Below are 26,692 nucleotides of genomic sequence, written 5' to 3'. Positions count from 1 at the left end.
CACACAAGCGTAACAAAACGAGGAGACGCCATGCAGAGTTACACGCTCAACCGCCCCGATGGAGCCTTGCTTTGCCGGGTGCTGGAACAGCATACAAATGATGCCGCGGGAGCCATCCTGCGGCTGGCGTGGATGGCCGGTCTGATGCGGGACGAAATCCAGCACCTCACCTGGGCTCAGGTGGATCTGCTGGGCGAACAGCTCCTGCTGCCGGACCGGGCGGTCCCGCTGGCCCCGGAGCTGGCCGCCTGGCTGGAGGCCCTGCGCCGGGAGCGGAACGGCAGCAGCGAACGGGTGGTGCTGTCGGACCGGGACCAGCAGCCCCTGGCGGCCCAGTCCATCTCCCGCCTGGCCCGCGCCGCGCTGGACGCCGGGGACCTGAAGGCCGTCCGCCTGATCGACCTGCGCCACGACTACGTTCTGCGGCAGCTGGAACGTCACGACTGGCAGTACGTCTCCCGGATCACCGGGCTGGAGGCCGCCGCCATGAACGTCCACTTCGCGGCCTACCTGACGGAGAAGAAGGTCTCCACCCGCATCCGCCGGAAGGCAGCGCCGCAGATCGACGAGTTCGCCCTCTGGAAGCTGCTGCAGGCGGAACAGGACACCCCCGCCGGGGCGGCCCTGTGGCTCACCTGGCAGCTGGGGCTCCAGGTGGAGGAGATCGCGTCGCTGCGGTGGGACCAGGTGGACCTGCAGAAGGAGCGGCTTATCCTGCCGGACCGGCAAGTCCGCCTGACCAGCGGCGTCCTGTCCATTCTCCAGAAGCTGCGCAAGGCGGCGCCGCCAGAGGCGGAGTGGGTCCTGATGTCCCCCCGCAGCCGCCGCCCCTATGAGCGCACCCGCCTGTCCAAGCTGGTGCGGGCGGCGCTGGTGCAGGGCGGGCTGGACGATCTCTCCCTGCGGGACCTGCGCCTGGACTACGACATCCGGGTGGGCGGCGAGAACCAGGTGCTGGACGTTGTCCGGCGCCAGGGCTCCATCACCCGGAATGAGGTGATGGCCCTTCTGCGGGTCTCCAAGAACACGGCCTACAACCGGCTTCGGCAGATGGTGGCCCGGGGAAAGCTGACCAAAGTGGGAAACCGCTATTACCTGCCCAGCACGGTGGTGCCGCCGGAGGACCAGGAGCAGGCGATCCTGGCGTACCTGTCGGAAGCGGGGTTTGCCTACCGCCAGGACATTGCCCGGGTGCTGCGAATCGGCCCCCGCCAGTGCTGGCCCATTCTCCAGCGGATGCTGGCGGAGCACCAGATCGCCAAGGACGGGCAGAAATACATCCTCTTGCAGAAGGAGGCGTGAGACCGGGCAGCCCCGGTTTCCCGCCTCTCTCTTTTTTGGAAATCTGCAACTTTTGTTACATAAATTACCACGAATCAGACGCTTTTGAACGGCGTGTTTCGTTTGAATAACAATCGCGCCGAATCCGTAGACAATCCGGAAAAACACTGATACATTGGCGTTGCGGACGGCGGGAGTGTCACTGGCGGCCGGCTCTGTGGTTGGTGTAGGCCGACACAAGTTGGTTGGCTAGCCCCCACACGAATCTCAGACCCGGCGGCAGGCATACCGGCGGACCGCAAATATTTTAAAGGAGGAGAAATCCCAAATGAAGAAGTTCCTTTCTCTGGTGCTTGCTCTGGTGATGACCATGTCTCTGGTCACCGTCAGCGCCGGCGCCAAGGACTTCACGGACGACAGCGAGATCACCTACAAGGAAGCTGTGGATGTGATCTCTGCTCTGGGCGTTGTCGACGGTTATTCCGGCGGCGACTTCCGTCCCGATGATGTCCTGACCCGCGGTGCGGCCGCCAAGATCATCTGCAACCTGATCCTGGGCCCCACCACTGCCTCCGCTCTGAGCGCAGGCACCGCCCCTTCAAGGATGTTCCCGTGACCAACACCTTCGCGGGCTACATCACCTACTGCTCTCAGCAGGGTATCATCAGCGGCTACGCTGACGGCACCTTCCGTCCCACCGGCACCCTGAGCGGCAACGCGTTCATGAAGATGCTGCTGGGCGCTCTGGGCTATGACAGCTCCATCGAGGGCTACACCGGCCCCAACTGGACCGTGTCCGTCATCAAGCAGGCCGTGGGCATTGGCCTGGACGACGGCAACGACGAGTTCGTTGGCTCCAAGGCCGTGACCCGCCAGGAGGCTGCCCTGTATGCGTTCAACATGCTGCAGGCCACCATGGTGGAGTATGACCAGCAGAACACCATCGTTGTGGGTGACATCACCATCAACACCACTTCCAGCCGGAAGGATGTTGTCAACAACGACAAGAACGAGAGCATCAGCGAGGACAACAAGATGCAGTTCGCCGAGCGTTACTTCGACGATCTGAAGCTGTCCGACGGCACGGATGATTTCGCCCGTCCCGCCAACGTGTGGCGTCTGAAGGCCGAGAAGATCGGCACCTACGCCAAGGAGGCTGACGCTTCTTACACCGCCAAGGTCGCCGTGGACGATATCTATGCCGACCTGGACCTGGGCAGCAGCGTGGACAAGAAGGACGTCACCGTCTATGAGGACGGCGCTGAGCTGAAGGACAAGGCTGTTGACATCACCAAGAACGACGACGACACCGAGTTCGGCGCCAACGGCGTTCTGACCGAGGTCTTCTATGATGATGACGACGACACCGTCGTGATCACTATGGTGAACACCTATGTGGGCACCATCAACCGTTCCGTGGCTGCCAAGGGCAACAAGGACGCCTATGTGGAGATCGCTGTTGAGGATGTGAAGCCCGACGGTGTGAACGGCATTCAGGACTTTGAGACCGTCGAAGAGTTCGAGGATGACGCCTATGTCCTGTACACCTACTCTCAGTCTGCCGACGAGGTCAAGTCCGTGGCTCTGGCTGAGCAGGTCTCCGGCACCGTGACCCGGGCTGAGAACAATGCCAAGGACGAGGACGAGCGCAAGGCTCTGACCATTGACGGCACCCGTTACACCGCTTCCAAGAACATCGCCGGCGAGGACATTGGCAATGTCAGCGTGGACGAGGACTATGATGTCTATCTGGACGCCTATGGCTACCTGATCTATGTCGAGGAAGTTGACGAGATTGGCGACTATGCCCTGCTGATGAATACGCAGGACAAGGGTGACTTCTCCAACAACCGCGCTCTGCTGGTCTTTGCCGACGGCACGGAAAAGGTTGTTGACACCACCGAAAACTACAAGAACGGCGACGATAAGATTGATAACGGCACCATCGTCACTTATCGCGTGGACGAGGACGGCGACTACACCCTGAAGGCTGTCAAGGCAACTCTCACCAGCGAGAACATCCCCACTGATACTGATATCGGTGATTACACAAGTAACAACACCGACTTCTCCATGGAGAACGACAAGGCCACTGTCACACTTTATAGCGGCAAGACCGTGACCACCAACAGCAGCACTGTGTTCGTGGTGTACAACGACACCAGCGATGATTACACGGTCTACACCGGCATCAAGAACGCTCCCAGCATCGACGGCAGCACGACCAAGGTTGAGTCTTATGCCTACTGCAAGAGCGGCAAGATGGCCACCATCATGTTCATCTTCGTTCAGGACGGCTCTGCCATCGAGGACGACAGCAACACCACCCTGTTCCTGGCCAAGGAGTCTGTCTCCAACCTGATCCACGACAAGGACGGCGACTACTTCGAGTATCAGGCCATCGTCAACGGCGAGGTCCAGACCGTCAAGGTGGACGAGAACCAGGGCAAGAACCTCAACGGCATGTACAAGAACTACTCCGTTGACAAGTATGGTATCATTACCAAGGTCTCTACCAACGGCGATCACGGCTATGTGTCCTTCATCGATGGCGAGGGTGACTCCGGCAAGGAGTACCTGACCGGCGCTGGCATTGACAAGATCTCCGCCGACTACACGGTCCTGCTGGATACTGCGAACCACAAGGATGACACCAACTACACCATCACCGTGGCCGACGACGCCAAGATCTTCTATGTGGACGAGGATGGCAATATTGAGACCAGTTCTTATCGCGCCATCGCCAAGGACAGCAACGACAAGGTCTATGCTGTTGTGGACGAGTACCTGGTCGAGTTCCTGGTGATCGAGGAAGTCGATGACAAGTCCTCTGGCGACGATAAGCCTGAGCTGAGCAAGGATATCGAGGTCCGTGATGTGTCCCTGGGCTCCACCACCACCATCGAGTACTACCGTGAGGCCGGCAAGATCACTCTGAGTGAGGATGACATCATCGCCATCCTGCAGGACAAGGGCTGCACCGATATCTCCGTTGAGGATGTTAGCGGCACTGCAAAGTGGACTTACACCAAGCCCAATGGCGGCACCGTGAAGAACGCCACCGTGACGGCCACCCAGGTTTATGTTGTCAACCTGAAGCTGGACGCTGATGTCCAGGCTCTGGTTGATGCTAAAACCATCAGTGTGGAAATTGCAGAGGGTTCTGAGTATGTTGCGGCGAAGGGTCAGGTTAAGATCGTTCTGACTCACAACACCAGCACCTTCGGCAGCACGTTCAATGCTAACAGCACTGACGGTTCCAAGGTCCCTGTCACTGCTAGCGGAATTGGTGATGCTACCGGAAACAAGACCCAGACCATCACAATCAACAATGTCGGCGCAATTGCCACCGATATCACCGTGACCGTTTCCAAGTAAAGAATTACCTGAAAACTGTTGCGCCCCCCGGCTCTTTAGAGCCGGGGGGCATATTTACTTCGCGCCCAGACTTCCAAGGTCGAACCAGCATAGATAGAGTGTGTGGCCGCTGTTGACCTCCATACGAATGACTCTTCTTTTCCTCCCCCTCCGGGAGCGAAGCTGGAAATCTGCGCCCTCCTCTCTGGGACAGCTGTCTCCCTGTCAGACTTACGCCCTCCAGGACAACAGCCAAGAATTTTTTACAGGACGCAAAGGGCCGCCACGCCGCCCCGGCAGAAACAGCCCATAAATCCAGACACGCAAGCGTCCATCTTCCCAACAGCCGCGGCCTCCAGGAAAATTCCTGGAGGCCGCAGCTGCCCCCTGCCCGGAGCACAACGCAGCGGGCAAACGGCAATAGGCGTCGTCCCATCACATCAGGCACACCAGCAGCGTAAAGGCCAGGCTGATGGGGATGCAGAGGGAGTGGATCGCCCCCACGGCGCCGGAATCACAGCCGCACCGCTCACAGTAGGCCAGGGAGACAGAGGGCACCGGCGCCAGAAGGCTCAGCGCCAGCACCTGCCGGATCCCGGCAGGCAGCGGCAGCATCCAGCAGACGGCGGAGGCCGCCAGGCCGAATCCGTAGCGCAGCAGAACCACCCGCAGAACGTCGGACCGGCTCTCCTGCGGAATCCGCGGCTCCAGCAGCAATCCGATCATCAGCATCGCCAGAAAGGCGTTGGCCTGGCCGAACATCCCCGCCACGGTGTAAACCGGCTGCGGCAGGCGCAGGCCGAGCAGCCCCAGGAGCAGAATGACCAAAAAGGTGTCGAAGGGCACGGAGCGGAGCATTCTGCCCAGAACGGAGCGGACCGTCAGGCGCTCCCCGCCGGTGAGGGCGGCCGTCAGTGCATAGGCGCCGCCGCAGTTGAAGGGGCTGTTGCCCGCGTCAAACATGGAGACGGCCAGCAGCATGTCCGGCGGCAGAAAGCTCTGCACAAAGGGCAGGACAAAGGTGCCGATGTTGTAGCTGGGGGCGTTGAGCAGGTAGAGCGCCCGGACGGGCCCCGGCCGCCCCCGGGTCACCAGGGCGGAGACAGCCAGCAGCAGGACATTGGCGGCTGCTGCCGCGGCGAGAACCGCCAGCAGGGACGGAACCAGCCTGAACGCGCTGAAGCTGGAGAGGAGAGCCCCCGGCAGCGTCAGGTTGACGATGATCCTGGACAGCAGACGGGCATCGCCCTGCTGAAAGACGCCCCGTCTCTTGAGAAGGTATCCCAGCGCCACGATCAGCAGCAGCCCGCCGGTTTTGATGAGTAAAGCGTCCATGCCGAAACCTCCTGAAATGGACACAGCCACCAGGACGTGCCTGGTGACTGTGCCGGAAAAAAGAAGAAAAGAAGATTGGGAAAAATCAGTGCTCAGAGTTGAGGCGCTGCCGGCTGCGGCTGACCACCGCCTGGATCACAATGAACAGGCACAGCAGCAGGGCGATGATGATGCGCGTCCACCAGGCGGAGAGCGTCCCCTGGAAGGTGATGAAGGTTTGGATCACACCCTGGATCAGCACGCCGAGAAGGGTGCCTGGCAGGAAGGCCACGCCGCCGGACATCAGCGTGCCGCCGATCACGGAGGAGGCGATGGCGTCCATCTCCATGCTGACGGCGTGGAGGGGATACCCGGAGAGCATGATGAGGGAGTAGACCACACCGGCCAGCGCCGAGCAGAAGCCGCACACCACGTAGGCGAGGATTTTCGTCCGTTTGGTGGGAAGGCCCATCAGCTGCGCAGACATCTCATTTCCGCCCAGCGCGTAGATGTTCCGGCCGAATCGGGTGAACTTCAGCACCAATGTGGCCGCAACCAGCGTCACCAGCGCGATCACCACGCCCACGGAGATGAATCCGCCGGGCAGGACATAGATCCGTGCGGACGCCAGCGAGGTGTACACGGGATTGTCAATAACAATCGTCTCCCGGGAGATGATCGCCGTCATGCCGCGGGCGAAGAACTGCCCCGCCAGCGTGACAATGAAGGGCTGCATGTTGAATTCCGTAATCAGCCAGCCCTGGACCAGGCCGAACACAGCCCCCATGGCCAGCACGATCAGGATGACGGCGGGCGCGGGCAGGCCCGTGTTCTGCAGCATCTGCGCCGACGACATACAGGTCAGCGCCACCACAGAGCCGATGGAGATGTCAATCCCGCCGATCAGCAGGACAAAGGTGATGCCGATGGTGGCAATAATCAGGGCCGCATTGTCGATCAGCAGGTTGCAGAACACCTGGGGCTTCATGAAGCCCCGGTAGTTCATCATGCCGACCACATACAGCAGCACGAACAGGCTCAGGGTGATGCCGAAGGAAAAATACCGGGAACCGACCAGGCGGTCTTTCAGGCTGCTCTTCTGCTTCATCTCTGCTTCACCGCCTTTTCTGCTGTGCGCTTCTCCAGAACACCCTTGAATTTTTCGGACTGGAGGAGGCAGATCAAAATGACCACAAGGGCCTTGTATACCGGCAGCTGCTCCGAGGAGACGCCCAGCGCGTACAGCGTGGTGGTCATCGTCTGGATGGTGATGGCGCCGATGATGGAGCCGCCGATGTAGAATTTGCCGCCGCTGAGAAGCGTTCCGCCCAGGGCCACGGACAAGATGGCGTCCATCTCCATGTTGAGGCCGGCGTTGTTGGGGTCCGCCGCCGCGATCATGGAGGATTCCATCAGTCCGGCAATGCCGGCGCAGATGCCGGAGAAGACGTACACCATAAAGATGATGGAGGAGACCTTGAGGCCCGTGCGCCGGGCGGCGTTGGCATTGATGCCCACCGCCTGGACGAACAGTCCCACAGACGTCTTTTTCTGGATCAGAACCACAAACAGCACCATGAGGGCGGCAATGAAGATGGTGGTAGGCAGGGGGCTGCCGGGAATGGTGGTGCCGATGTAGGTGAAGGGCTCATAGTACACGGTGACATTCTGCCCCTTGGTAATCAGCATGGCGATGCCTCGTCCGGCGGTCAGCAGGATCAGTGTGGCCACCATGGGCTGGATCTTCAGCTTGGAGACCAGGAAGCCGTTCCACACGCCGCACAGGGCGCAGACCAGCACGGCGATCAGACAGGCCGGCAGCAGCGGCATATTGGCGGTGCCGTCCCCTGCTCCGCCGATCAGGGAGCAGCAGATGGCGCCGGAGATGGCGATGACAGAACCCTGGGAGATGTCGATGCCCCCGGTGGCGATGACGAAGGTCATGCCCATAGACAAGATCACCAGGATCGAAGCCCGGTTGAGAATGTCAATAATGCGCCCGTAAAACTGGCCGTTCTGGAACTCAATGGCAAAAAAGCCGGGGGTGGCAAACGCGTTGAACACCAGCAGCAGAGCCAGGGCAAACAGCGGCAGAAACAGGTGGTTGGACGTCACCTTTTTCACTTTTCCCATCATTTAGGCACCTCCTGCAATGGCTGCCATCACCCGGTCGGAGTTGATGTCGTCGCCGGTCAGTTCCGCCACCTTCCGCCGGTCCCGCAGGACTGCCAGGCGTGTGCAGGTGCGGGTCATCTCGTCAATCTCGCTGGAGATGAAGATGATGGACATGTGCTGCTCCCGGGCCAGCTGGATCACCATTTTCTGGATCTCCGTCTTGGTGCCGATGTCGATGCCGCGGGTGGGCTCATCCAGGATCAGCAGATCCGGCTGCGTCACCAGCCAGCGGGCGATGATGGCCTTCTGCTGGTTGCCGCCGGAGAGGTTGCGGATCAGCTGCTCCGGAGAGGAGACCTTGATCTGCAGCAGCTTGATGTACTCGTCGGCGATCCGCTCCTGCTCCTTCAGGGGGATGTGGTTCCACATGCCCTTTTTGGCCTGAAGGCCGATGATGATGTTCTCCCGGACGGAGAGGTCCCCGATGATGCCCTGGATCTTCCGGTCCTCCGGGCAGAAGGCGATCTTGTGGTGCATGGCGTCCAGGGGGGAGTTGAAATGGACTTCCCGGCCGTTCATCCGCAGTGCGCCCTGTTCGGGCTTGGCCACGCCGGCCAGAAGCTCTGCCGTTTCCGTGCGGCCTGAGCCCAACAGGCCGGCAAAGCCCACGACTTCGCCCCTGTGGATCTGCAGGTCAAAATCCTGGATACGGCCGAACGCGGAGAGTCCGTCGGCCTCGATCAGCACCTCGTCCCCGCACAGGGCGGTGTTTTTGCCCATGCTCTGAATATCCCCCAGCTCCTTGCCGATCATCTTGGAGATCAGCTCCACCCGGGGCAGCTCCGCCACGGCATAGGCGCCCACCAGCTCACCGTTGCGCAGCACCGTGATCCGGTCGCAGAGCTCATAGATCTGATCCAGGAAGTGGGAGACAAAGATGACCCCCAGGCCCTGGGCCTTCAGCTTGCGGACCACTGCGAACAGGCGCTGGGTCTCCTCCTCATCCAGGGAGGAGGTGGGCTCGTCCAGGATCAGCACCTTTGCGTCCACATCCACCGCACGGGCAATGGCAATCATCTGCTGGACGGCCACCGAGTAGCTCCCCAGCGTCTTTGTCACGTCAATGTTCAGATTCAGCGTAGTCAGCAGCTCCGCGGCCCGGCGGTTGATGGTCTTCCAGTCGATGCCGCCCGCCTTTTTTGGCTCACGGCCGATAAAGATGTTCTCCGCCACGCTCAGATTGGGGCACAGGTTGACCTCCTGATACACGGTGGAAATGCCGCACTTCATGGCCTCCAGCGGGCTGGAGGGGGAAATGGGCCTGCCCTCCATGGCGATCTTGCCGCCGTCCTTTGCGTGGACGCCGGTCAGGACCTTAATCAGGGTGGATTTTCCCGCGCCGTTTTCGCCGACCAGCGCGTGGACTTCACCGGAGTGCAGGGTGAAATCCACATTCTCCAGCGCGCGGACGCCGGGGAAGTATTTACAGATTCCCCGCATTGTCAACAGGGCTTCTTCTGCCACAGGTCATCACATCCTTTGTCTTGGATTCGGCGGGTCTGGCATCCCGCCGGAGGCCCTGGGGAGCCAGGGCAAAACAGTCCGCGGGCGGGGAGGACATCCCCCGCCCGCGGGATCATGGAACGGTTGGCGAAAGCCGGTCAATAGGTGCGGTTGGGCAGCTCCTGCTCGGCAATGTCAGCGGGGAAGATCCCCTCTTCCAGCTCAATGGTGGCGGGTACTTCTTCGCCGGCCACAATCTTCTTGGCGGTTTCCATCAGGGTCTCGCCGAAGTTGGGGGTGTGCTCCACGGCGCAGTTCATCTTGCCCTCGATCATAGCGTTGAACTCGCCCTTGGCGGCGTCGATGGAGACGATGACGATGTCCTCACCGGGCTTCAGTCCGGCAGCCTCAATGGCCTGAATAGCGCCCAGAGCCATATCGCCGTTGCAGGAGAAGAGAATATCGATCTTGTCCCCGTCGGACTTCAGGAAGGACTCCATGACCTCCATGCCCTTGGCACGGGTGTACTCACCGGTCTGGGAACAGATGACGTTGTACTTGCCGCTGTTGGGGGATTCGGCCATGGCATCGTTGAAGCCCTGCAGGCGGTCGGCGGCCACGGAGGAGCCGACCGTGCCCTCCAGAATCGCCACCTGGAACTGATCGCCGCCGGCACGGGGAGTCTTGCCCTCAGCAGTCATATACTCGTCAACCCAATTGAAGGCATTGGCACCCTCCTTCAGGGCGTCGGCAAAGATGTGGGTCACATACAGAGAGGGGTCCGCAGTCACGCCGCGGTCCACCAGGACCACCGGGATCCCGGCGTCCTTGGCCTCCTGCAGGACCGTATCCCAGCCGGTCTCCACGATGGGGCAGAAGGAGATCACATCCACGTCAGATGCGATGAAGGAGCGGATGGCCTTGATCTGGTTCTCCTGCTTCTGCTGTGCGTCGGAGAACTGGAGGGTCACGCCGGCGGCCTCCGCGGCAGCCTTGATGTTGTCGGTGTTGGCAGTGCGCCACTCGCTCTCAGAACCGACCTGGGCAAATCCAAGGGTGATGCTGTCCTCACTGCCGGCATCGGCGCTTTCCGCGCCTCCATCACTGCAGGCGGCCAGAGACAGGGCCATCGCAGCGGCCAAAACGCCGGTCAACCATTTCTTCAGTTTCATACCTTTCAATCCTTTCTCGCTTTCTTCATCTTCCGAATGGGCGGTCTCGCGCCCTGTGTTAAATAATATACAAGACGCCTCCACCTTTGAAAAGAGGCGCTCCAACGGGTTTTTATTTGAATTTTACAGAAAAAAGTCCGGCCGGAAAGCCGGACTTTTGCTTTTTTCTGCTGCTTCTCAGCTTTTTTACGATTTTGCCGGAATCTGTAGCGTGACCCGGGTCCCGCAGCCCAGCCGAGAACTCACGTGAATGCCGTAATCCGCTCCATAGGCCAGCTGAATGCGCTTTTGGATATTGGGCAGCCCAAACCCGCCCTCGGAGATCTGACCGAGATCTCCGGCCACCTCCCGTTGCACTTCCTCCAATTTCTCAGGCGTCATGCCGCAGCCGTCGTCCGCCACCTGAACCACCAGGCAGCCGTCCTTCACATCGGCGCAGACGCGGATGGTGCCGCCCCCCCGCTTCTTTTCAATGCCGTGGTACAGCGCGTTTTCCACAAGGGGCTGCAGGCTCAGCTTTTGGATCCGGCAGTCCAAGGCTTCGGGCTCCGCCTGGATCTCATAGTTCAGGATATCGGCATAGCGCACTTTCTGAATATAGAGATAGCTTTGGATGCAGGACAGCTCCTCCTGAAGGGACACCACTGCGCGGCCTTTGCTGAGGACCACCCGGAAAAACCGGGAGAGGGACTGGACCACCTGAATGACCTGCTCCTTATCCCCGGACTCCGCCAGCCAGACGATGATCTCCAGCGTGTTGTAGAGAAAGTGGGGATTGATCTGTTCCTGAAGCAGCCGCAGCTCCAGCTGCTCCTGGGTGCGGGTGTCCTCCTCCACTTTTTCCATCAGGCGCTGGAGTTTTGCCGCCATGCGGTTGAAGCTCTTGTTGAGGATGGTGACCTCATTCTCCCCGGCATCTTCCATCAGGGCATCAAAGTCGCCCTCCGCCAGCCGCCGGGTGTTTTCCACCAGCGCCTGGATGGGGTCGTTGATGGTCCGGTTGATGCGCATCAGCAAAAATGCCAGAACCGCCACCATCAGCACCACCGCCGCCAGATCCCCAGCAGCAGCAGCTGAAATCCGGTCTGGAGCATCTGATCAATGGACTCCCCCCAGAGCAGCTCCAGATAAATGTATTCCTCAATCTGGTTGTACACCAGGGCGGAGACATCCCGAATCTGCTCCAGCGTCACATTCTGCAGTTCCAGGGACACGTCCGCATCAATCTCCTGCCCCAGCTTCTGACAGTACCGCTGCAGGGTGCCGAAGGTGCGCGTGGCAATCTGCAGCTGGATCCGGCCGTTTTCAGAATTGTTCTCCTGCTTCAGCAGATACAGCCCCTGGCGAATTTCCTCCATGTGGTGGAAGAGCTGGGTCGTCTCCAGGGTGCGGCGCCCCGCCACCAGATAATAGGCGTCCAGGCTCACGTCATCCCGGACAGTGGGGATCAGCTTGTTTGCGGAAATGACCCGCTCCGCCAGGATATGGTATTCTCCCAAAAAGTGGTGGGACAGGCCGATAACCAGCAGGTTGATACTCAACATCCCCACCAGGATGACCGTAAACCCCGCCAGGATCTTGCTCCGTATGCTCCCACGGCGGCCCAGGGCGGTTTTCAGGGCGCCGGCTGCACGACTCATCCGTCTCATAGCGTGTGGGAGCGGCGGTACTGGCTGGGCGTCTGCCCGGTGTTTTTCTTGAACAGCATGCTGAAATACTCCATATTCTGATACCCCACCCGTTCTCCGACCTCACTGACCCGCAGATCGCTGGTAATCAGCAGGCGTTTGGCCTGGCGAATTCGGACCTCCGTCAGATATTCACTGAACCCGACGCCAATTTTGGATTTGAAAAGCGTGCTGAGGTGGTTGGGGCTTACAGACACTGCATTCGCAACCGAGGAGAGGGACAGCTCCGGGTCCATATAGTGGCGGTCGATATACGCTCTGGCTTGCTCTGCGGAGGGCGTGTGCCGGCTGCCCCCGGGGCGGACCTCCATCACCTCTTCGCAGAGCTGGCAAGCCAGCGTCAGGAAATCATCTACGGAATTCGTCAGCAGAATACGCTTTTCCAGCAGATCCTCCTGGCGCAGGGATTCCGGAAGGGGGATCCGGTTTTCCTGGCAGAACTCATGGACCACAAAGAAAAGCTCTGTATAGAGATAGCAGCGATAGACAAAGGAGGAATACCCGGACTCGATGGTCGGCCGGTAGTGGGCCCAAAATGACGGAAGTGCAGACGGCTTCCCAGTCCGCAAAAAGTCCAGCAGGGTGTCCCGCTGGAAGGAGGTGGAGTGGGACAGCGTCTTGCTGTCTGCGGACTCCCGCTGCTTTTTCTGAATCGTCAGCAGATGGTATGCTTTCGGCAGGTCGCTGAGCCGGGCCGCCTGTTTTCCAGGCAGCAGATGCACGCTCAGTCCCTCCTGCCCGGCCAGCGCCTCCAGCCATGCAGAGAACTCCCGCAATTTTGGGGGAAGCCCGGCCGCGTCTTCCGCCAGCAGCAGGAACGTGGCCCGCTCCCCATCAAAGCCGGAGCCGTATGCCATTGGCGCGGCATACAGCTTGTCCCGCAGCGCCTCCCGATCCGGTATCACACCGTCCAGCTCCGTCAGGATGATCTGGTAGGCTCCTGCAGCCAAAGAGATCCCAAGCTGCGCCGCACGCTGGAGCATCTGCGCCGGTCCCATCAGGATGCCGCTGTACAGATTGCTGAAAAAGAGCTCCCGCTGTGTGATGCTATGGCTCTGCCGCTCAATCCGCCGTGCGCGGCATTCCAAAATCTGCGCCTTGCTGCGGTCCACGGCTTCCAGAATATCCCTGCTGGAGACAGGCTTGAGCAGATAGTCATTTACGCCCAGGGTGATGGCCTTTCTGGCATATTCAAATTCATTGTGTCCGCTGAGGATGATGATGCGGGTATCCGGCAGCTCCTTCCGCACGATCCGGGCCAGCTCCAGGCCGTCCATAAACGGCATCTTGATGTCCGTCAGCAGAATATCCGGCCGTTTTTCCAGGAGCTGCGGCAGAGCGACTTCTCCATCCGGCGCATCCCCCAGGAACAGGATATCGTGTTCCTGCCAAGGAACATTGTCTCGGATACTCTCCCGGGCAATCCGCTCATCCTCAACAAGAAACAGCGAAATCATGAGTCTCCTCCCCATACGCAGTGTTCTGAATTTCAAACAGCTCCCGCCGGCAAATCCCACCGAATCCATTCCATGCAAACGGAGAGGCAGCGTCCCGGCTGTGGAACAGGCGTTTTTCTTTATTATATCGTATTTTGTCGAAAAGAAAAGGTGCTGAATCATTTTTGCGGATTTTCCGGCTGTCGGCGTATATGCAAACCGCCGCACGGACAGGCCCCTCCATCGTCCCGGTTCGTGGGGAGAGAGCTATCGGGGCGACGGCTTTGTGAGGCGAAATATTCAATGCCCGGAAATGAAATATTGGGGTCTTCGGGCGCAATCAGTCCGGCGGAGGATCCCGCTGTTCCGGCCAAGCAAAGCCACAAACCTGGAGCCGAAGGCCGCTAAGTCTTACTTCGGGAGCCGGCACACCTCTCACATAGAGAGTTTGTTCTTCTGACCTGCCGGCAAAATCTTAATGGTACGAGAATCGTGGGCAGCACAGTCCGGCCCAGTGCCTGCAACGGCTGCTTCTGAGCGCTTTTCAGTCCAGTCAATCGGCTCGAATTGAGAACCGGAAATGGTAGGAGACACGTCTACGGCCCACATAGCTGATTTCCAGAAGGTCCCTTGCCTTTCTCTCACTTAACTGCCAAATCCATTCATTGATGACGCCCATTCAGATTTCATCCGGACTTGATTCCTCCTTTTGTTCGTTCCGGTGGTTGGCAGCTCTCTTCCATTCCAGCAAAGGAGGATGCTTTTTCAGAGCTTAGGCTTTGGGGAACCTCCGGCTGTTCCGGCAGTTCTCTTTATGCACGGAAAAGCCGTCTGATTTCTTAAAAAATCAGACGGCTTTGTGGCTGCTGGGGCCGGATTTGAACCAACGGCCTGCGGGTTATGGGCTGCTGTCGCTTTCTCCATCTGCATGGCCTGGGGGCAGCATCAGTTGAGATGTACTTGGGTTGTGATTACCCGATCATCCGAATGAGCTCCGGCAGCTGGGACAAATCGTTCAGCACAAAGTGGGCTCCAGCGGCGCGGAAGGTCTCCTCTGCCCGGCGGCAGACATCCCTGCGCTCCTCCGGAGTGAGGGCCTCGTACTCTGTCTGGCTCAGACCCAGGACGGAGCTGCCCTCGATGACCCCCACCGACCACACGCCGGCATTGACCCCCTCCCGGATGTCGGAGACAGTGTCCCCCACCTTCACGGCGTTCTTCACACTGGGGACCTCCAGCGCCTTCAGGTTTTCAAAGATCATGTAGGGATCGGGACGGCCCCTGCCGCCCACCCCGTCGGGGCTGATCCAGAAGTCGGGGGCGTAGCCCAGCCGGGCGGCCTTGGGTGCGACAATGTGCATCATGGAGTCGGTATAGCCGGTGGTGGAGCCGATCTTCAGCCCCATCTCCCGCAGGGCGGCCGCTGTTTCCACCGCAAACGGCTTGGGTGTGGAAAACCGGTCCAGGATGGAGAAGAGCTTGGGCTCAAACAGGGCGTACACAGCCTCCACGTCCTCCTCCCCCGCGGGGCGGCCGTGGGTCTCCTCCCAGGCCCGGGCGATGCGCTCCATCCGGAGCATGGTGCGGATGTGGTCCCGCTTCAGCATACCCATGGGCTTACGGGTCTCCTCCAGGGTGACCGGCACGCCGTGGTGGGCGAAGGCCTCCTGAAAGGCCTGGACGGGGGCAAAGCAGCCGTAGTCCACAGTGGTGCCCGCCCAGTCAAAGATGACGGCCTGGATCATGCGATCTCCTCCTTATGGGCAGCCAGGAAGCCGGCGATGATGGAAGCAAGTTTCTCAATATCCTCCGGGTAGATCTCTCCGATGTTGCCCACCCGGAAGGTATCTGCATCGGTGAGCTTGCCCGGGTAGAGGACGTAGCCCCGCTCCTTGATGTAGGTGTAAAACTCGGAGAACTGGAAGGGTACCCCGGCGGGATAGAAGAAGGTGGTGATGATGGGGCCCTGTCGGCTCCCGTCGATGTATGGGGCAAATCCCATGGCGCGCATCTTCTCAATGAGCAGGCGGTTGTTCTCGGCATAGCGGCGGTGCCGGGCGGGGATGCCCCCCTCCGCCTCCAGCTCGTCCAGTGCCTTGGAGAAGGCCAGCACCACATGGGTGGGGGAGGTGAAGCGCCACTTGCCGTCCTTCTCCATCCCCTTCCACTGGTCCAGCAGGTCCAGGGACAGAGAGCGGGCCTTGCCCTCGCTGGAGAGCAGCTTGTCCCGGCGGCACAGGATGAAGGAGAAGCCGGGTACTCCCTGGATGCACTTGTTGGCGCTGGACACCAGAAAGTCGATGCCCCAGTCGGAGACGGGGATATCCACCCCGCCGAAGGAGGACATGGCGTCCACGATGAAGGTCCGCCCGGCGTCCCGGACCACCTTGCCCACGGACTGGATGTCGTTGAGGATGCCGCTGGTGGTCTCACTGTGGACCATGGCCACGTGGGTAATGGCCGGGTCCTGAGCCAGCAGACGGGCGACGCGGGCGGGGTCGGGGATGTGGTCATAACTCTCGGCGTAGTGGACATAGGGAATGCGGTTCCGGTCACAGATCCGGGTCATGCGCACCCCGTAGGCCCCGTTGGAGCAGATGAGGACCTTGTCCTCGTCCCCCACCACGCTGGAGAGGACGCTCTCCACTCCGAAGGTGCCGCTGCCCTGCATCAGGACGGCCGTGTAGTCATCCTCCGACACGTGCCCCAGCTGGAGCAGCTGGCGGCGGATCTTCTGGGTGACGGCCTTGTAGTCGTCATCCCAGGTGCACCGGTCCACCAGCATCTCCTCCTTCACCGTGTCGGTGGTGGTCAGGGGCCCGGGGGTCAGTAGTTTATAGGTATTCATGGTCGGTTCCTCCTTTTCTCACAGACAAGCCAGTTCAGCCCTTGGCCCGTTCGGAGAGCTCCTGGTGGGCGGTGAACAGCTCGAAGGTCAGGGGCTCGTCAAAGATGCTGGGGTAGTCGGACTGGTTGGCGGGGTCGGCGGTCTCGCCCTCATAGAGGGGATTCGGGTAGGTTTGGATCAGCTCGGCGCGGCCGTTTTCTATGATGCACCGCGCCATCTCCATGGCCAGGGGGTTGGTGTCCTCCCCCTTGTCCAGGACGGCCACGGACTCAGTAAGGGAGAAGTTGCCCTCCGTGGGGTCCACGTAGTCGATGGGCAGGCCGTCAGCCTTGTCGGCCACTGCCTGGTGGCGCAGACCGAAGCCGATGGCCACCTCGCCGGCCCGGCACAGCTTCAGGGGGCCGGAGCCGGAGGTCTCGATGTGGGCGCCGCAGTTGTCATAGATGGCGGCCAGCGTCTCCTCGGCCCCGTCCTCGCCGTAGGCGTCCACCAGGGCCTGGATCAGCAGCCATGCGGTGGAGGAGGACTGGATGTCAGTGACGGCCACCTGTCCGGCGTACACTGGGTCAGCCAGGTCCTTCAGGCAGGTGGGAGTGGGCAGGTTCTCTGAGGCCATCAGCTCAGTGTTCAGGATGATGGCCCCCTCCTGGGAGGTGATGGGGGCGGTGTAGTCAGGCACCTCCTCCAGGGTGTTCACCTCAAAGTCCAGGGGCAGGAACATGTTGTTCTGCTCCTGGGCGCTCTGGAGATAGAAGGTGCTCATGGTCACGAGATCCGCCTCTAGGTTGGTGCCCTCGGCCAGCAGCTTGCCCCCCAGCTCGGAGGTGCCGTAGGTCTGCACGATATACTTGCCCTCATAGCCGCCTGCGTCCAGAGCGTTCTCCATGGCAGTGACGGCCTCCTCATCGGCGTTGGAGTAGATGACGATCTGGTCATCGCCGGAGCCGGAGCTGCCGCAGCCGGCGAGAAGGGTCAGGGTCAGGGCGGTTCCCAGGGCGAGGTATTTTTTGAAATTCATTGGACTGCTTCCTTTCTGTTTCCAAAGAGTTGGATGGAACGGCGCTCTTTCACCGGATGGGATGCCTTATAGCTGGCCAGGCAGGAGAAGAGCCCCTTGGCGATCAGGTTAGTGGCCAGGATCAGCAGGGAGAGGACGAACACCTCGTTGAAGCGGTTCACGTACTGCAGCTGCTTGATCATGGTGGTGAGAACCATGGTCCGGGCCCCGGCGATGAAAATGAGGGCGCTGATGGTGACCATGGAATTGATGAAGTAGTAGCTGAACACCTCGATGAGACTGGACAGAGCGTTGGGGGTGACCACCCGGAGGATGGTCTGGAGCCAGCTGTCCCCCATGAGCATGGCTGTGGTCTCCCAGCCGGCGTTCATCTTGGACAGGGAGTTCTTCATCATCAAATAGGGGGTGGAGAAGTAGTGGACGATGTTGCACAGGATCATCAGCAGCAGGGTATTCTGCAGGCCGCTGCCGGAGAAGAGAAACAGATAGGCCACACCCAGCACCATGCCGGGGATGGCGTTGGTCACCAGGGCAATGCTCTCGATGACCCGCTTGTACCGCGGGGGCAAGGTGCTCCGGGCGGTGATGAGGGCGGCGCCGTAGGCCGCCAGAGTGCCCAGGAAGGCAGTGAGCAGGGCCATCACCAGAGAGTGCCAGTAGACGGTAATCAGCTCGCTGTCGGTGAATACGGCGGCGAAGTGCTCCAGGGAGAAGCTGGTCTGATAGGGCCACTCCTCCACCAGGGGGACCACAAAGATCACCGCGAAGATAGACAGGATGGCCACTGAGATCGCCGTGCTGGAGACGCCCCACCCCGTATCCCGCAGGGGGTTCTTCCGCAGGTCCGCCTGGGAGATGCGGGTATAGCGGATATTGAACCGCTCCAGCAGCTGCAGGATGCAGATGCTGCCGATGGAGGGGATGAGCAGGATCATGGCGATGACCGCCCCCCGGTTGAAGTCGGGGATGCCGCCCAGCATCTGGTTGTAGAGGAGGGTGGCGATGACCTCATAGCCGCCGCCCACTGAGGCGGGGATGCCGAAGTCGGTGAAGCACAGGAAGAAGGCCTGAATGAAGGCGCCCGCCAGAGTTCCCAGCAGGGGGCGAAGAATGGCGATCCAGAAGGTGGCCAGGTCCCGGTCCCCCATGGCCTTGGAGACAATGATGGTCTTTTTGTCCACAAAACCCATGGTGTTGTGGATCAGCAGGAAGGCCACCGGAATGGTATAGATCACATAGCCCACCAGCAGCCCGCCGAAGCCGTAGATGTCAAAGAACTGCCGCCCCAGCAGGCGGGTGAGCAGCCCCTGTTTGCCGAAGGAGTAGATGATGGCAAAGCCATAGGTGATGGTGGGCAGGAACATGGGCAGGGTCGCGATGGCGGTGATGAGCCGCTTGGCCCACCTGGGCAATCCGGTGTAGTGGACCGCATAGGCCATCAGGAAGGCGATGACCGTGGCCGTCACGGCCGATGCGGCCGCCACCGCAAAGCTGTTGCCAAGGGCCGTGAGAAATCCCTCCCGGGTCACCACCGAGGCATAGAACTCCCAGGTAAATCCGCCCTCCCCCACCAGGGACTTGCCCAGCAGCAGGAGGATGGGGGCGGCCAGGAAGCCCACGAACAGAAGGGTGATGATCCAGAAAATCCCCTTCAGCTCCCAATTTTTCCGTCTCATGGCGCCTTTCCTCAAACAGCCTCGCCGGCCAGCTGCGGGCGGTCGCCGAACAGGGCGTAGATATTGCCGCGCTTGATCTCCAGCTGGCGGAGGATGAACTTGCGCACAAAGTCGTTCCTGGGCTGGTGGACGATCTCGTCCGGCCTGGCGTACTGGGAGATGGACCCCTGATCGATGATGAGCACCCGGTCGGACAGGGTGAGGGCCTCCTCCGGGTCATGGGTGACGATGATGGTGGTCAGGTGGTACTCCCGGGCGATGGTCTTGATCCGGTCCTTGATGGATTCCTTGATGACTCCGTCCAGGGCGGACAGGGGCTCGTCCAGCAGGAGAATCCGGGGTTTCATCACCAGGGTGCGGGCCAGGGCCACCCGCTGCTTCTGGCCGCCGGAGAGCTGGTCGATGCGCTTGCCCAGGTGCTCCCGCAGGCCCAGCAGGTCGATGAGCTCATCCACCTCCTCCCGGGAGGAGATGCCGGGCTTGTTCCGCAGGCCGTAGGTGATGTTCTGCTGTACGTTTAAATTGGGAAAGAGGGCGTAGTCCTGAAAGACGATGTTGAAGCCCCGCTTCTCCATGGGGGTGCGGGTCAGATCCTCCCCGCTGTATCGGATCTCTCCCTGGTCGGCATCCACGATGCCCAAGATGATATTGAGCAGGGTGGTCTTGCCGCAGCCAGAGGGCCCCAGGATGGAGACGATCTCTCCGTCCTCCACCTGGAGAGAGAGGTCCTTGAGTACAGGCACGCCGTCAAATGCCTTCTGGATATGCTCCAGTTCCAGCATGAAAAACCGCTCCTTTCTCGGTTTCAAAAGTTCTTGTGGGCGCCGCCGCACGTCCGGCGACGGTGTAATCCTAGCAAATTCCAGCTCCGCAAAACAAGCGTAAAAGGTTTAATTTTCCGTTAGAGAAACGTAAAAAGGCATCAAAAACAGGGGGCCTTCCTTGTAGAAAAATTACAAAGAAAGCCCCCGCCGGGGAATCTCACGCCTCCGGATAGCCTCGGTCGGCAATGACCGCTCCGCTTTTGTCCAGACTGCGGGAGAACCGCTCATAGTCGCTCTGAATGATCCCCATGTACAGCAGATCCACCACCGCCAGATCGGGAATGCGGGAGAAGATGGCTGTGCCGTAGATCACAGTGTCCTCTCCCCCGGTATACAGGCACACGTCGGCGTACTTGGCCAAGAGAGGATTCTTCCGACTGGTGACGGCGATGGTGTTTGCCCCCGCCCTTCTGGCCAGTCTCAGCGCCTTCACCGTATCCATGGAGCAGCCGGAGTGGGAAAAGGCTACCGCCACGTCCGCCACCCCCAGATGGGCGGCGGCGATCTGCTGGAGATAGGCGTCGGTGTGCATCCGGCAGCAGAGCCCCAGATAGGTCAGCTTGGTCAGGAGATCACTGGCCGGCGTGCAGGAGTTCTCCACCCCGTAGATGTCGATGGTCCGGGCAGTGGCAAGCATCCGCACGGCCCGGTCCAGCTCCTGGACGGACAGGGACTTCAGTGCCTCCTCCAGCAGGCCGCCGGACACCCGAACCTCTTTCAGGGGGAGGTCCTCCAGCTGGTCCCAGGGCTTCAAGTCGAAGCCTCCCAAGTGGTCGAAGCAGGCCTCCCGGGCCGCGCCGCCGCTGCGGTCCCGGATGAGGCAGTATTTGAAGTTGCGGTAGCCGTCAAATCCAAGGGCCTGCACGAAACGGATCACTGTGGGCTGGCTCACCTGCACCTGGTCTGCCAGCTCTGAAATGGTGCACCGGGTACAGGTCTCCGGGTCCTTCAGCACATAGTCCGCCACCCGCTGCTCCGATGGCCGCAGGGAGGCGTAGGCGCCGCGCACCCGGTCCAAAACCCGAATATCCTGCCGCATGATCTGATCTCTCCTATCCCGTAGCAAACTTACAAGGCGGTGCCTGTTCTCATGAAAAGCCCCCCTCAGCGGGAATCGGCCGCTTGTAGAAGAGGCGAAATATTTTTCTCCAACAAGGCCGGCCCGTCGGTTGATACCAGTATAAAGGGAGAGGCGGGGGTCGCTCCACCCCCTGTTTGTAAAATCGAAGTTAAAGCTGTGCTGGAAGGATTCTCTTCCATCAAGGAGCAGGTCCCCCTCGGGAAGGAACACATCCCCTCCATCTGCATGTCAGCGGCAGTTCCGGACGAGGTCCAGCCTCCTGCCTTGGGCCGTCAAAGCTGACATGCAGAGAAGCGGATCGCGTCTGCCTGCCGCCCTCCGGCTCTATTTCAGGAACCGCCGCCGGCCTAACGGTTGAATGGATCCCTCTTTGCTCCTTGTCTGGCCCCTCGCTGCCGTGTCCTGCCGTACGGCCAGCGACTTCATGGGACGCCCCTCTATGCCCGAAACTCCCCGGGACGCACAGTGCGTCCCAGGGAGTTTCATAGACATTGCGGCACATGCAGGAGATATATCCATTCATCTCGTATCTTGACGGCTTTGCATCCCGCCATCGGACAGAAAAACAGGGCGGCCCCGAAGGACCGCCCTGAAGCAAAGCATGGTACTTACATCACATTTTCAAAGAACCGGTACAAAATCACCGCAAACTGGGCGCGAGTGGCCGTGCCGGCAGGGTTCAGCAGGCCCTCAGTGGTGCCGGAGATGATCCCTCTGCGATAGCCCAGGTCATGGGTTCCGTGGCGTAAGCGGCCACGGAGGCGTTGTCCGGGAACGCGGACAGATCGGCCCGCCCGGACACGTCATAGCCCATCTGCTGCGCCCAGCGGTACAAGATGGTCACCATCTGCTGGCGGGTCAGGGCGCCGCCGGGGTTGCTGCCGTCGGAAATCTTGCTCTCCACGGCCCAGTGCTGCGCCTCGGTCATGTTGGAGGGATTGAACTCCGTCAGACGGGCCAAAACCATCCACAGCTGCTGGCGGGTCACCGTGCTGCCGGGGGCGAACCGCTCGGCGCTGACACCGTTCATATAGCCGTTTTCATAGGCCCAGGTGATCTCCTCCACGGCCCAATAGTCCTCCGCCACGTCGGCAAAGGGCAGGTTCTCCTCTTTCTCCAGAGTGAATGTGGCCTCCACAGTGACCTTGCTGCCGGGCATGGTAAACGTGTACTTGTTGCCGCCCTTGCTCTGGAGCTTCACAGTGTCCCCGTCCTTGTCGGTGACAGTCAACTCGTCCAGCTCATAGCCATTGTCGGGCTTGACGGTGATGGTCACGGTATCGCCCTTGTCCGCCCGCTTGGGACTGACGGTGACGGTGCCGTGCTTGCTGTTCTCCACGCTGACGGTATAATCACCGCTGCTGGAGGAAGAGGATCCGCCGCCGGAGGGAGCGGAATAAGTAATCGTGATCTTACCATCGCTCACGCTCATGCTGCAGCGGCTGCCCAGCGTGATCTTGTCCTTATCATAAGTGTGTCCATCGAGGTCAATGGTCACGCTCTTACCGGAGACAGAGATCTTCTCGTCACAATCCTGCGTCAAAACGATGGTATCGCCGGACTTCGCGGCGTTCACAGCCTCCTGCAGCGTGCCGTACTCGCTCTCACCGATCTTGGCGGCAACTGTCAGCTGGCCGTTGAGCACAAAGGTGCTGAAATGCTTAACATGCAGCACCGCGCAGCCATCCTCCACAGTGAAGCCGGAACCATTCAGATATCGCTCACGGGTGCCGTCATCCGCAATGTGCATGATCTCCTGGGGCTCCAAGTCCGCCGGAATCGGCAGGCGGACCTCAATGAGGGTCTGGCCGTCCAGATAGTCGTTGGTTACGGGAATCTCTTTCCCTACGCTTTCGTCGTTGACTATGACCTTCGCCACAGGCTCTGCCTTATAGGAGACATACATCTTGTCCGCTGTGGTCAAATCCGCTTTATCGGCGGTCAGACTCACGGTGATCTCCACCACCACTTTGTCCTCGGGCTTCAGTTCTCCCTCCACCTGATTGATAATGGCATTCTGCGCGGACTCCGTCACCGCGTCAGAAACGCCGCTGACCTGCGCATTGTCGATGACCGCTTCGATCTTTTTCTGGTCTTCCAGCTCGATACTCTCGCTTACTTCAGTCTCCGTCTTCTCCGTGACAATGGGATCGACCTCCGTAGGCTTCGTGGTGGTCACCATGTAGGCGTAGCCCGTCTTGTCGGAAGCGACCACAAAGAGCTTGGGTTCCGCATTTTCCGGTACGTAATCGCTGGGATCAGAGGTGAAGTAGCCGCCGGTAACACTGATTTTGTCGGCAGCCTGGGTATCAATCTCAAAAGCGTCCTTTTTGCTGCCGGCAGAGAAGTTGCCTCCGCTGACTGTCAGCGCCGCAAGGTAGCTGACAATCTTGGTATTCTCATTTGTTGTCCACTGGCCGTTTACACGTTCCAAACGGTATACGGCAATCGCCGCATTGTTGCGGCTGGTCAGCGTACCGCCGGTGATATTCACGGTCATGGTCTGCCCCTCGCCCTGATAACCGCCGCCGCGGGAAACAACAGACAGGGCCGCGCCATCATCGGTGCTGCCATCCCCCTGGGAAGCGGGCTTGGTGGGAAATTCCGTAAAGGGCAGCGTTGCGGTAATCACAGCATTTTCAGCAATGGTCAGCGTACCGGCGCCGCAATACTGCACGCCGTTCGGGCCGATCAGTTCTGCATCACCCTTGATCGTCAGGTCGCCTACCTGGGGATGATAGATGACATTTCCCTCAGTGGATTCCAGTCTGCCGCCGGTAATCACTGTCTCCGTATAGTCGGCAGAGCCATTTCCGGCAACCGCAAATGCGACCGCCTGTATCTCCCCGCCGTTGATCTCCACAGCGGTTTTGTTTGCCTCATCACTTGTACCAACTGTGTTGATACCATAGGTGCCTGTGTATTTGCCGCCGTCAATTACGGCCTTTGCTCCGTTCTGAATAAAGACGGCATAGTTGCCGGAAACCGTACCGCTTTTGAAATACGCCTCAGTGCCCTGACCATTGACAACAACTGCAATATTGTTGCTGCCGGAGCCAGTATTCTGGATCTTGCCGTTCCCCTTGCTGTCCTGAACGGTCACACGGCTGGCTTCCAGCCACAGCGTATTGGTCGCGTTAGAACTTGTAAGCGTGCAGCCATTCAGATCCAGAGTGACCGCTTTGTTGATCGTAACTCTGTCGCTGCCAAGATCCACCTCTCTCAGCAACGTGATGGTATCATTTTCTTTTGCTTCGGTGATGGCCTTGGCCAGCGTCTGATAATAGGTATCGCCGATTCTGACGGCAGCAAATCCCTCTTCGACCTTGCCCACAGTACCGTTGGCATCCTGTCCAAGACCCTCGGCCAGATACTTGCTCACATCGCTGGAGAACGTGCCGCCGGTGATGATTGCATCACCCTTTGCGTAACCGCTGACCGTACGAATATTTCCCTCAAACGTGCCGGCAGAAATCTCCAGCTTGCCGCCGCTCAATTCAATATCGCCGGTAATGGTGCCTGTGGTATTGATCTTCACCGTGGGAATCTCGTAACTGCCAAACTTGCAGGAATCAAAAGCCGTTTGGTTTTTATATGCCTTTATACTCGTATTTCCGATAAACTGAACAGTACCGCAGTTATTGGAAATCGCATACTGACAGGGTGCGCTTGCCTGACTGGCATCAATCACCATATTCTCAAGCGTCAGGTTGCAATAGTTCTGCAGGCCGATCAGCAGGGTCTTCTGATTGGCAAAGATGATGGACCCGTTTTTCAGCGTCAGGGAACCACCCGTCAAGAACTGAAACGCGTTGGTTTCTGTACCGGAAGACCCCACCGTGCTTCCGCTGACCGTATAGGAGTGGGTATTGAAGTCGATCGTCAGGTTCTTTTTGGATGTATCGATCACAATTCCGTCGCCCTCTGTATCTTTGAGCAGCGTAATGACAGACTTGTCCGCAGCCGCTTCCACAGCCTCTGCCAGGGAGGTATACTGTTCCACCCCCTCTGCGGTTGTGACCTCGGCAACCATCATCTCTTCCCGGGAGCCGACCTCGCCGTTGGCGTTCTGCACATAGCCCTCGGCCAGATACTGTTCATCGACTTTGCTGGAGAATGTGCCGCCAGTGATGTTCAATCCGCCCAAGGCTACATCTACCTTGTAGGCCGGAATTCCTTCAGGTGCGCTGAATTGACCGCCTCTGATTTGGAGACCCGCCTGTTCTTTCAGGCCCCCGTCGTTGCTGTTTCCAACCAGAACGGCAGTCTGCTTCCCCTCCGTCACAAATGTACCGTCATTTACAACAACCTGTACGGCACCGGCTTCTCCGGCCACATAAAGCGCATAGAATACAGCGCCATGCTTCTGGGCGCAATCTACCGTCTTATAGCTGCCGCCATTGACTTCCATTGTCCCAGCGGTCGCACTAAGGGCTCCCTGCGTGCCGGTCACAACAACGCTTCCCTCAGACGACGGCGTAATCGTCAGCTTGGCATCAGGATCGTTGTCCACGCCGCTGCGGACCGTATATCCCCAATTTTGGCTATCGCACCTGCTGCAAGACGTATTCGTAAAAATTCCGCCGGTAATCAGCGTTTCTCCGTTTACATCAACAGCGGGATAAACACTATTTGTAAAGCTTCCGCCGGTAATTGTCGTATTGGAGCCTTCAAAGCTGCGAACAATCGTTGCCCCACCGCTAAAAGTTCCGCCATTAATCACAGCCTTACCGCCATCCTGATTTCTCAGATGAACGGTCATGGCTTTATCAGCTATCTGAAATGTTCCGTTTTCCACAGTCAACGTGCCATAGTTATTGATGAAGCCCTTGTAGCTTGTCGCCTCAGTTGCATCAAAGGTACCGTCGCCTGTAATTGTAAGTGTGCCATTGTTTACGATCAAATTTTTACTGCTGTCCGAAAAGCCAATAGACAACGTCTCACCATTCATGTCTAAAATGATCGTCTTTCCGCTGTCAATGGTCACCTGATCTGACAATGCAATACTGCTCGTCAATTCAATCGTGCCGCTGCCCTGCACAGCGTCAACAGCAGCCTGCAGTGTTTCATACTGCTGACCGTCGACCTCTGCCACATACGAAGTGTCTGCCGCCGTCAGGGCTGCGTCGGACTCGCCTGCGGCCCCATCCTCAGAATTGCCTGTCAGGTCATCCGCAGGTCCCTCTGCCGGATCGTCCGGGATGTTCCCGCTGCCGGAATCCTGCTGCTCCAAAGGCGTCTCGGACGAAGGGGTCTCCTCCGCAAACGCCCCCACGGTCAGCAGACTCATCGTCATGACGACCGCCAACAGCAGAGCCAGCAGTTTCTTACCTGTTTTCATCTTTCTCGCTCCTTCTTCTGTTATTTTCGCCGGAAAAC

19 protein-coding genes are annotated in these 26,692 nt (G+C 59.5%); 3 read left to right on the top strand and 16 right to left on the bottom strand.

Features of this window, described 5'->3' with window-relative positions:
* The first annotated feature begins 30 nt into the window (after positions 1–30).
* The 3 genes from EIO64_RS11760 (at position 31) to EIO64_RS11750 (ending at position 4,659) form a co-directional block, all read left to right on the top strand.
* A complete protein-coding gene (locus EIO64_RS11760; protein WP_021749715.1) occupies positions 31–1,302 on the top strand; it encodes a DeoR family transcriptional regulator in 1,272 nt (423 codons plus the stop codon).
* Positions 1,303–1,609: 307 nt separating this feature from the next.
* The gene (locus EIO64_RS11755; RefSeq protein ID WP_136891383.1) at positions 1,610–1,897 is read left to right on the top strand and encodes an S-layer homology domain-containing protein; all 288 of its coding nucleotides are present in this window, start codon (positions 1,610–1,612) and stop codon (positions 1,895–1,897) included.
* Positions 1,894–4,659: an S-layer homology domain-containing protein gene (locus tag EIO64_RS11750; RefSeq protein WP_158629785.1), complete on the top strand. Its 2,766-nt coding sequence runs from the start codon at positions 1,894–1,896 to the stop codon at positions 4,657–4,659. The genes EIO64_RS11755 and EIO64_RS11750 overlap by 4 nt, the downstream gene beginning before the upstream one ends.
* Before the next feature lie 414 nt (positions 4,660–5,073).
* On the opposite strand, the gene EIO64_RS11745 is transcribed toward EIO64_RS11750, so the two are convergent.
* The 16 genes from EIO64_RS11745 to EIO64_RS11675 form a co-directional block, all read right to left on the bottom strand.
* Positions 5,074–5,973 carry an AEC family transporter gene (locus EIO64_RS11745; RefSeq protein ID WP_136891381.1) on the bottom strand — a complete coding sequence of 300 codons (900 nt, stop codon included), beginning with the start codon at positions 5,971–5,973 and terminating at the stop codon, positions 5,074–5,076.
* Between the two features lie 85 nt (positions 5,974–6,058).
* Positions 6,059–7,060 carry a galactofuranose ABC transporter, permease protein YjfF gene (gene yjfF / locus EIO64_RS11740; protein ID WP_021748032.1) on the bottom strand — a complete coding sequence of 334 codons (1,002 nt, stop codon included), beginning with the start codon at positions 7,058–7,060 and terminating at the stop codon, positions 6,059–6,061.
* Positions 7,057–8,088, bottom strand: a complete 1,032-nt coding sequence (locus EIO64_RS11735) for an ABC transporter permease (RefSeq protein WP_309452332.1) — start codon at positions 8,086–8,088, stop codon at positions 7,057–7,059. The genes yjfF and EIO64_RS11735 overlap by 4 nt, the downstream gene beginning before the upstream one ends.
* Positions 8,089–9,591 (bottom strand): sugar ABC transporter ATP-binding protein, encoded by a 1,503-nt coding sequence (locus tag EIO64_RS11730; RefSeq protein ID WP_025544018.1) that lies wholly within the window; start codon positions 9,589–9,591, stop codon positions 8,089–8,091. It lies immediately after the preceding gene.
* A gap of 137 nt (positions 9,592–9,728) precedes the next feature.
* Positions 9,729–10,742 (bottom strand): ABC transporter substrate-binding protein, encoded by a 1,014-nt coding sequence (locus EIO64_RS11725; RefSeq protein WP_136891380.1) that lies wholly within the window; start codon positions 10,740–10,742, stop codon positions 9,729–9,731.
* 186 nt (positions 10,743–10,928) lie between these two features.
* A complete protein-coding gene (locus EIO64_RS11720; protein WP_136891379.1) occupies positions 10,929–11,780 on the bottom strand; it encodes a sensor histidine kinase in 852 nt (283 codons plus the stop codon).
* The gene (locus EIO64_RS11715; protein WP_136891378.1) at positions 11,780–12,382 is read right to left on the bottom strand and encodes a hypothetical protein; all 603 of its coding nucleotides are present in this window, start codon (positions 12,380–12,382) and stop codon (positions 11,780–11,782) included. Before EIO64_RS11715 ends, EIO64_RS11720 begins: the two co-directional genes overlap by 1 nt.
* 5 nt (positions 12,383–12,387) lie before the next feature.
* Complete coding sequence (locus EIO64_RS11710; RefSeq protein WP_158629783.1) at positions 12,388–13,887, bottom strand: helix-turn-helix domain-containing protein; 1,500 nt, start codon at positions 13,885–13,887, stop codon at positions 12,388–12,390.
* Positions 13,888–14,837: 950 nt separating this feature from the next.
* Entirely contained in the window at positions 14,838–15,611 is a 774-nt protein-coding gene (phnX, locus tag EIO64_RS11705; RefSeq protein WP_136891376.1) for a phosphonoacetaldehyde hydrolase, read from the bottom strand.
* Positions 15,608–16,714, bottom strand: coding sequence for a 2-aminoethylphosphonate--pyruvate transaminase (locus tag EIO64_RS11700; RefSeq protein WP_021748043.1), 1,107 nt, complete (start codon positions 16,712–16,714; stop codon positions 15,608–15,610). The genes phnX and EIO64_RS11700 overlap by 4 nt, the downstream gene beginning before the upstream one ends.
* Before the next feature lie 34 nt (positions 16,715–16,748).
* The gene (locus EIO64_RS11695) at positions 16,749–17,732 is read right to left on the bottom strand and encodes an ABC transporter substrate-binding protein (RefSeq protein WP_119310433.1); all 984 of its coding nucleotides are present in this window, start codon (positions 17,730–17,732) and stop codon (positions 16,749–16,751) included.
* Complete coding sequence (locus tag EIO64_RS11690) at positions 17,729–19,408, bottom strand: ABC transporter permease subunit (protein WP_021748045.1); 1,680 nt, start codon at positions 19,406–19,408, stop codon at positions 17,729–17,731. Before EIO64_RS11690 ends, EIO64_RS11695 begins: the two co-directional genes overlap by 4 nt.
* Before the next feature lie 11 nt (positions 19,409–19,419).
* Positions 19,420–20,190 (bottom strand): ABC transporter ATP-binding protein, encoded by a 771-nt coding sequence (locus EIO64_RS11685; protein WP_119310432.1) that lies wholly within the window; start codon positions 20,188–20,190, stop codon positions 19,420–19,422.
* A 199-nt stretch (positions 20,191–20,389) separates the two neighbouring features.
* A complete protein-coding gene (locus EIO64_RS11680) occupies positions 20,390–21,271 on the bottom strand; it encodes a MurR/RpiR family transcriptional regulator (protein WP_119310431.1) in 882 nt (293 codons plus the stop codon).
* 650 nt (positions 21,272–21,921) lie between these two features.
* Positions 21,922–21,999, bottom strand: coding sequence for a hypothetical protein (locus tag EIO64_RS19240; protein WP_429835888.1), 78 nt, complete (start codon positions 21,997–21,999; stop codon positions 21,922–21,924).
* Positions 21,993–26,654 carry an InlB B-repeat-containing protein gene (locus EIO64_RS11675; RefSeq protein WP_158629782.1) on the bottom strand — a complete coding sequence of 1,554 codons (4,662 nt, stop codon included), beginning with the start codon at positions 26,652–26,654 and terminating at the stop codon, positions 21,993–21,995. The genes EIO64_RS19240 and EIO64_RS11675 overlap by 7 nt, the downstream gene beginning before the upstream one ends.
* Positions 26,655–26,692 lie beyond the last annotated feature (38 nt).

This window comes from Dysosmobacter welbionis, assembly GCF_005121165.3.
Classification (GTDB): Bacteria; Bacillota; Clostridia; order Oscillospirales; family Oscillospiraceae; genus Oscillibacter; species Oscillibacter welbionis.
This window is presented reverse-complemented; position numbering and strand designations above follow the sequence as displayed.

What these genes read in the sequence shown, in the direction of transcription:
- EIO64_RS11760 (WP_021749715.1), top strand. Translation starts at nt 31, where the DNA reads ATGCAGAGTTACACGCTCAACCGCCCCGATGGAGCCTTGCTTTGCCGG.
- EIO64_RS11755 (WP_136891383.1), top strand. Translation starts at nt 1,610, where the DNA reads ATGAAGAAGTTCCTTTCTCTGGTGCTTGCTCTGGTGATGACCATGTCT.
- EIO64_RS11745 (WP_136891381.1), bottom strand. Translation starts at nt 5,973, where the DNA reads ATGGACGCTTTACTCATCAAAACCGGCGGGCTGCTGCTGATCGTGGCG.
- yjfF (WP_021748032.1), bottom strand. Translation starts at nt 7,060, where the DNA reads ATGAAGCAGAAGAGCAGCCTGAAAGACCGCCTGGTCGGTTCCCGGTAT.
- EIO64_RS11735 (WP_309452332.1), bottom strand. Translation starts at nt 8,088, where the DNA reads ATGATGGGAAAAGTGAAAAAGGTGACGTCCAACCACCTGTTTCTGCCG.
- EIO64_RS11725 (WP_136891380.1), bottom strand. Translation starts at nt 10,742, where the DNA reads ATGAAACTGAAGAAATGGTTGACCGGCGTTTTGGCCGCTGCGATGGCC.
- EIO64_RS11720 (WP_136891379.1), bottom strand. Translation starts at nt 11,780, where the DNA reads ATGGTGGCGGTTCTGGCATTTTTGCTGATGCGCATCAACCGGACCATC.
- EIO64_RS11715 (WP_136891378.1), bottom strand. Translation starts at nt 12,382, where the DNA reads ATGAGTCGTGCAGCCGGCGCCCTGAAAACCGCCCTGGGCCGCCGTGGG.
- EIO64_RS11710 (WP_158629783.1), bottom strand. Translation starts at nt 13,887, where the DNA reads ATGATTTCGCTGTTTCTTGTTGAGGATGAGCGGATTGCCCGGGAGAGT.
- phnX (WP_136891376.1), bottom strand. Translation starts at nt 15,611, where the DNA reads ATGATCCAGGCCGTCATCTTTGACTGGGCGGGCACCACTGTGGACTAC.
- EIO64_RS11700 (WP_021748043.1), bottom strand. Translation starts at nt 16,714, where the DNA reads ATGAATACCTATAAACTACTGACCCCCGGGCCCCTGACCACCACCGAC.
- EIO64_RS11695 (WP_119310433.1), bottom strand. Translation starts at nt 17,732, where the DNA reads ATGAATTTCAAAAAATACCTCGCCCTGGGAACCGCCCTGACCCTGACC.
- EIO64_RS11690 (WP_021748045.1), bottom strand. Translation starts at nt 19,408, where the DNA reads ATGAGACGGAAAAATTGGGAGCTGAAGGGGATTTTCTGGATCATCACC.
- EIO64_RS11685 (WP_119310432.1), bottom strand. Translation starts at nt 20,190, where the DNA reads ATGCTGGAACTGGAGCATATCCAGAAGGCATTTGACGGCGTGCCTGTA.
- EIO64_RS11680 (WP_119310431.1), bottom strand. Translation starts at nt 21,271, where the DNA reads ATGCGGCAGGATATTCGGGTTTTGGACCGGGTGCGCGGCGCCTACGCC.
- EIO64_RS11675 (WP_158629782.1), bottom strand. Translation starts at nt 26,654, where the DNA reads ATGAAAACAGGTAAGAAACTGCTGGCTCTGCTGTTGGCGGTCGTCATG.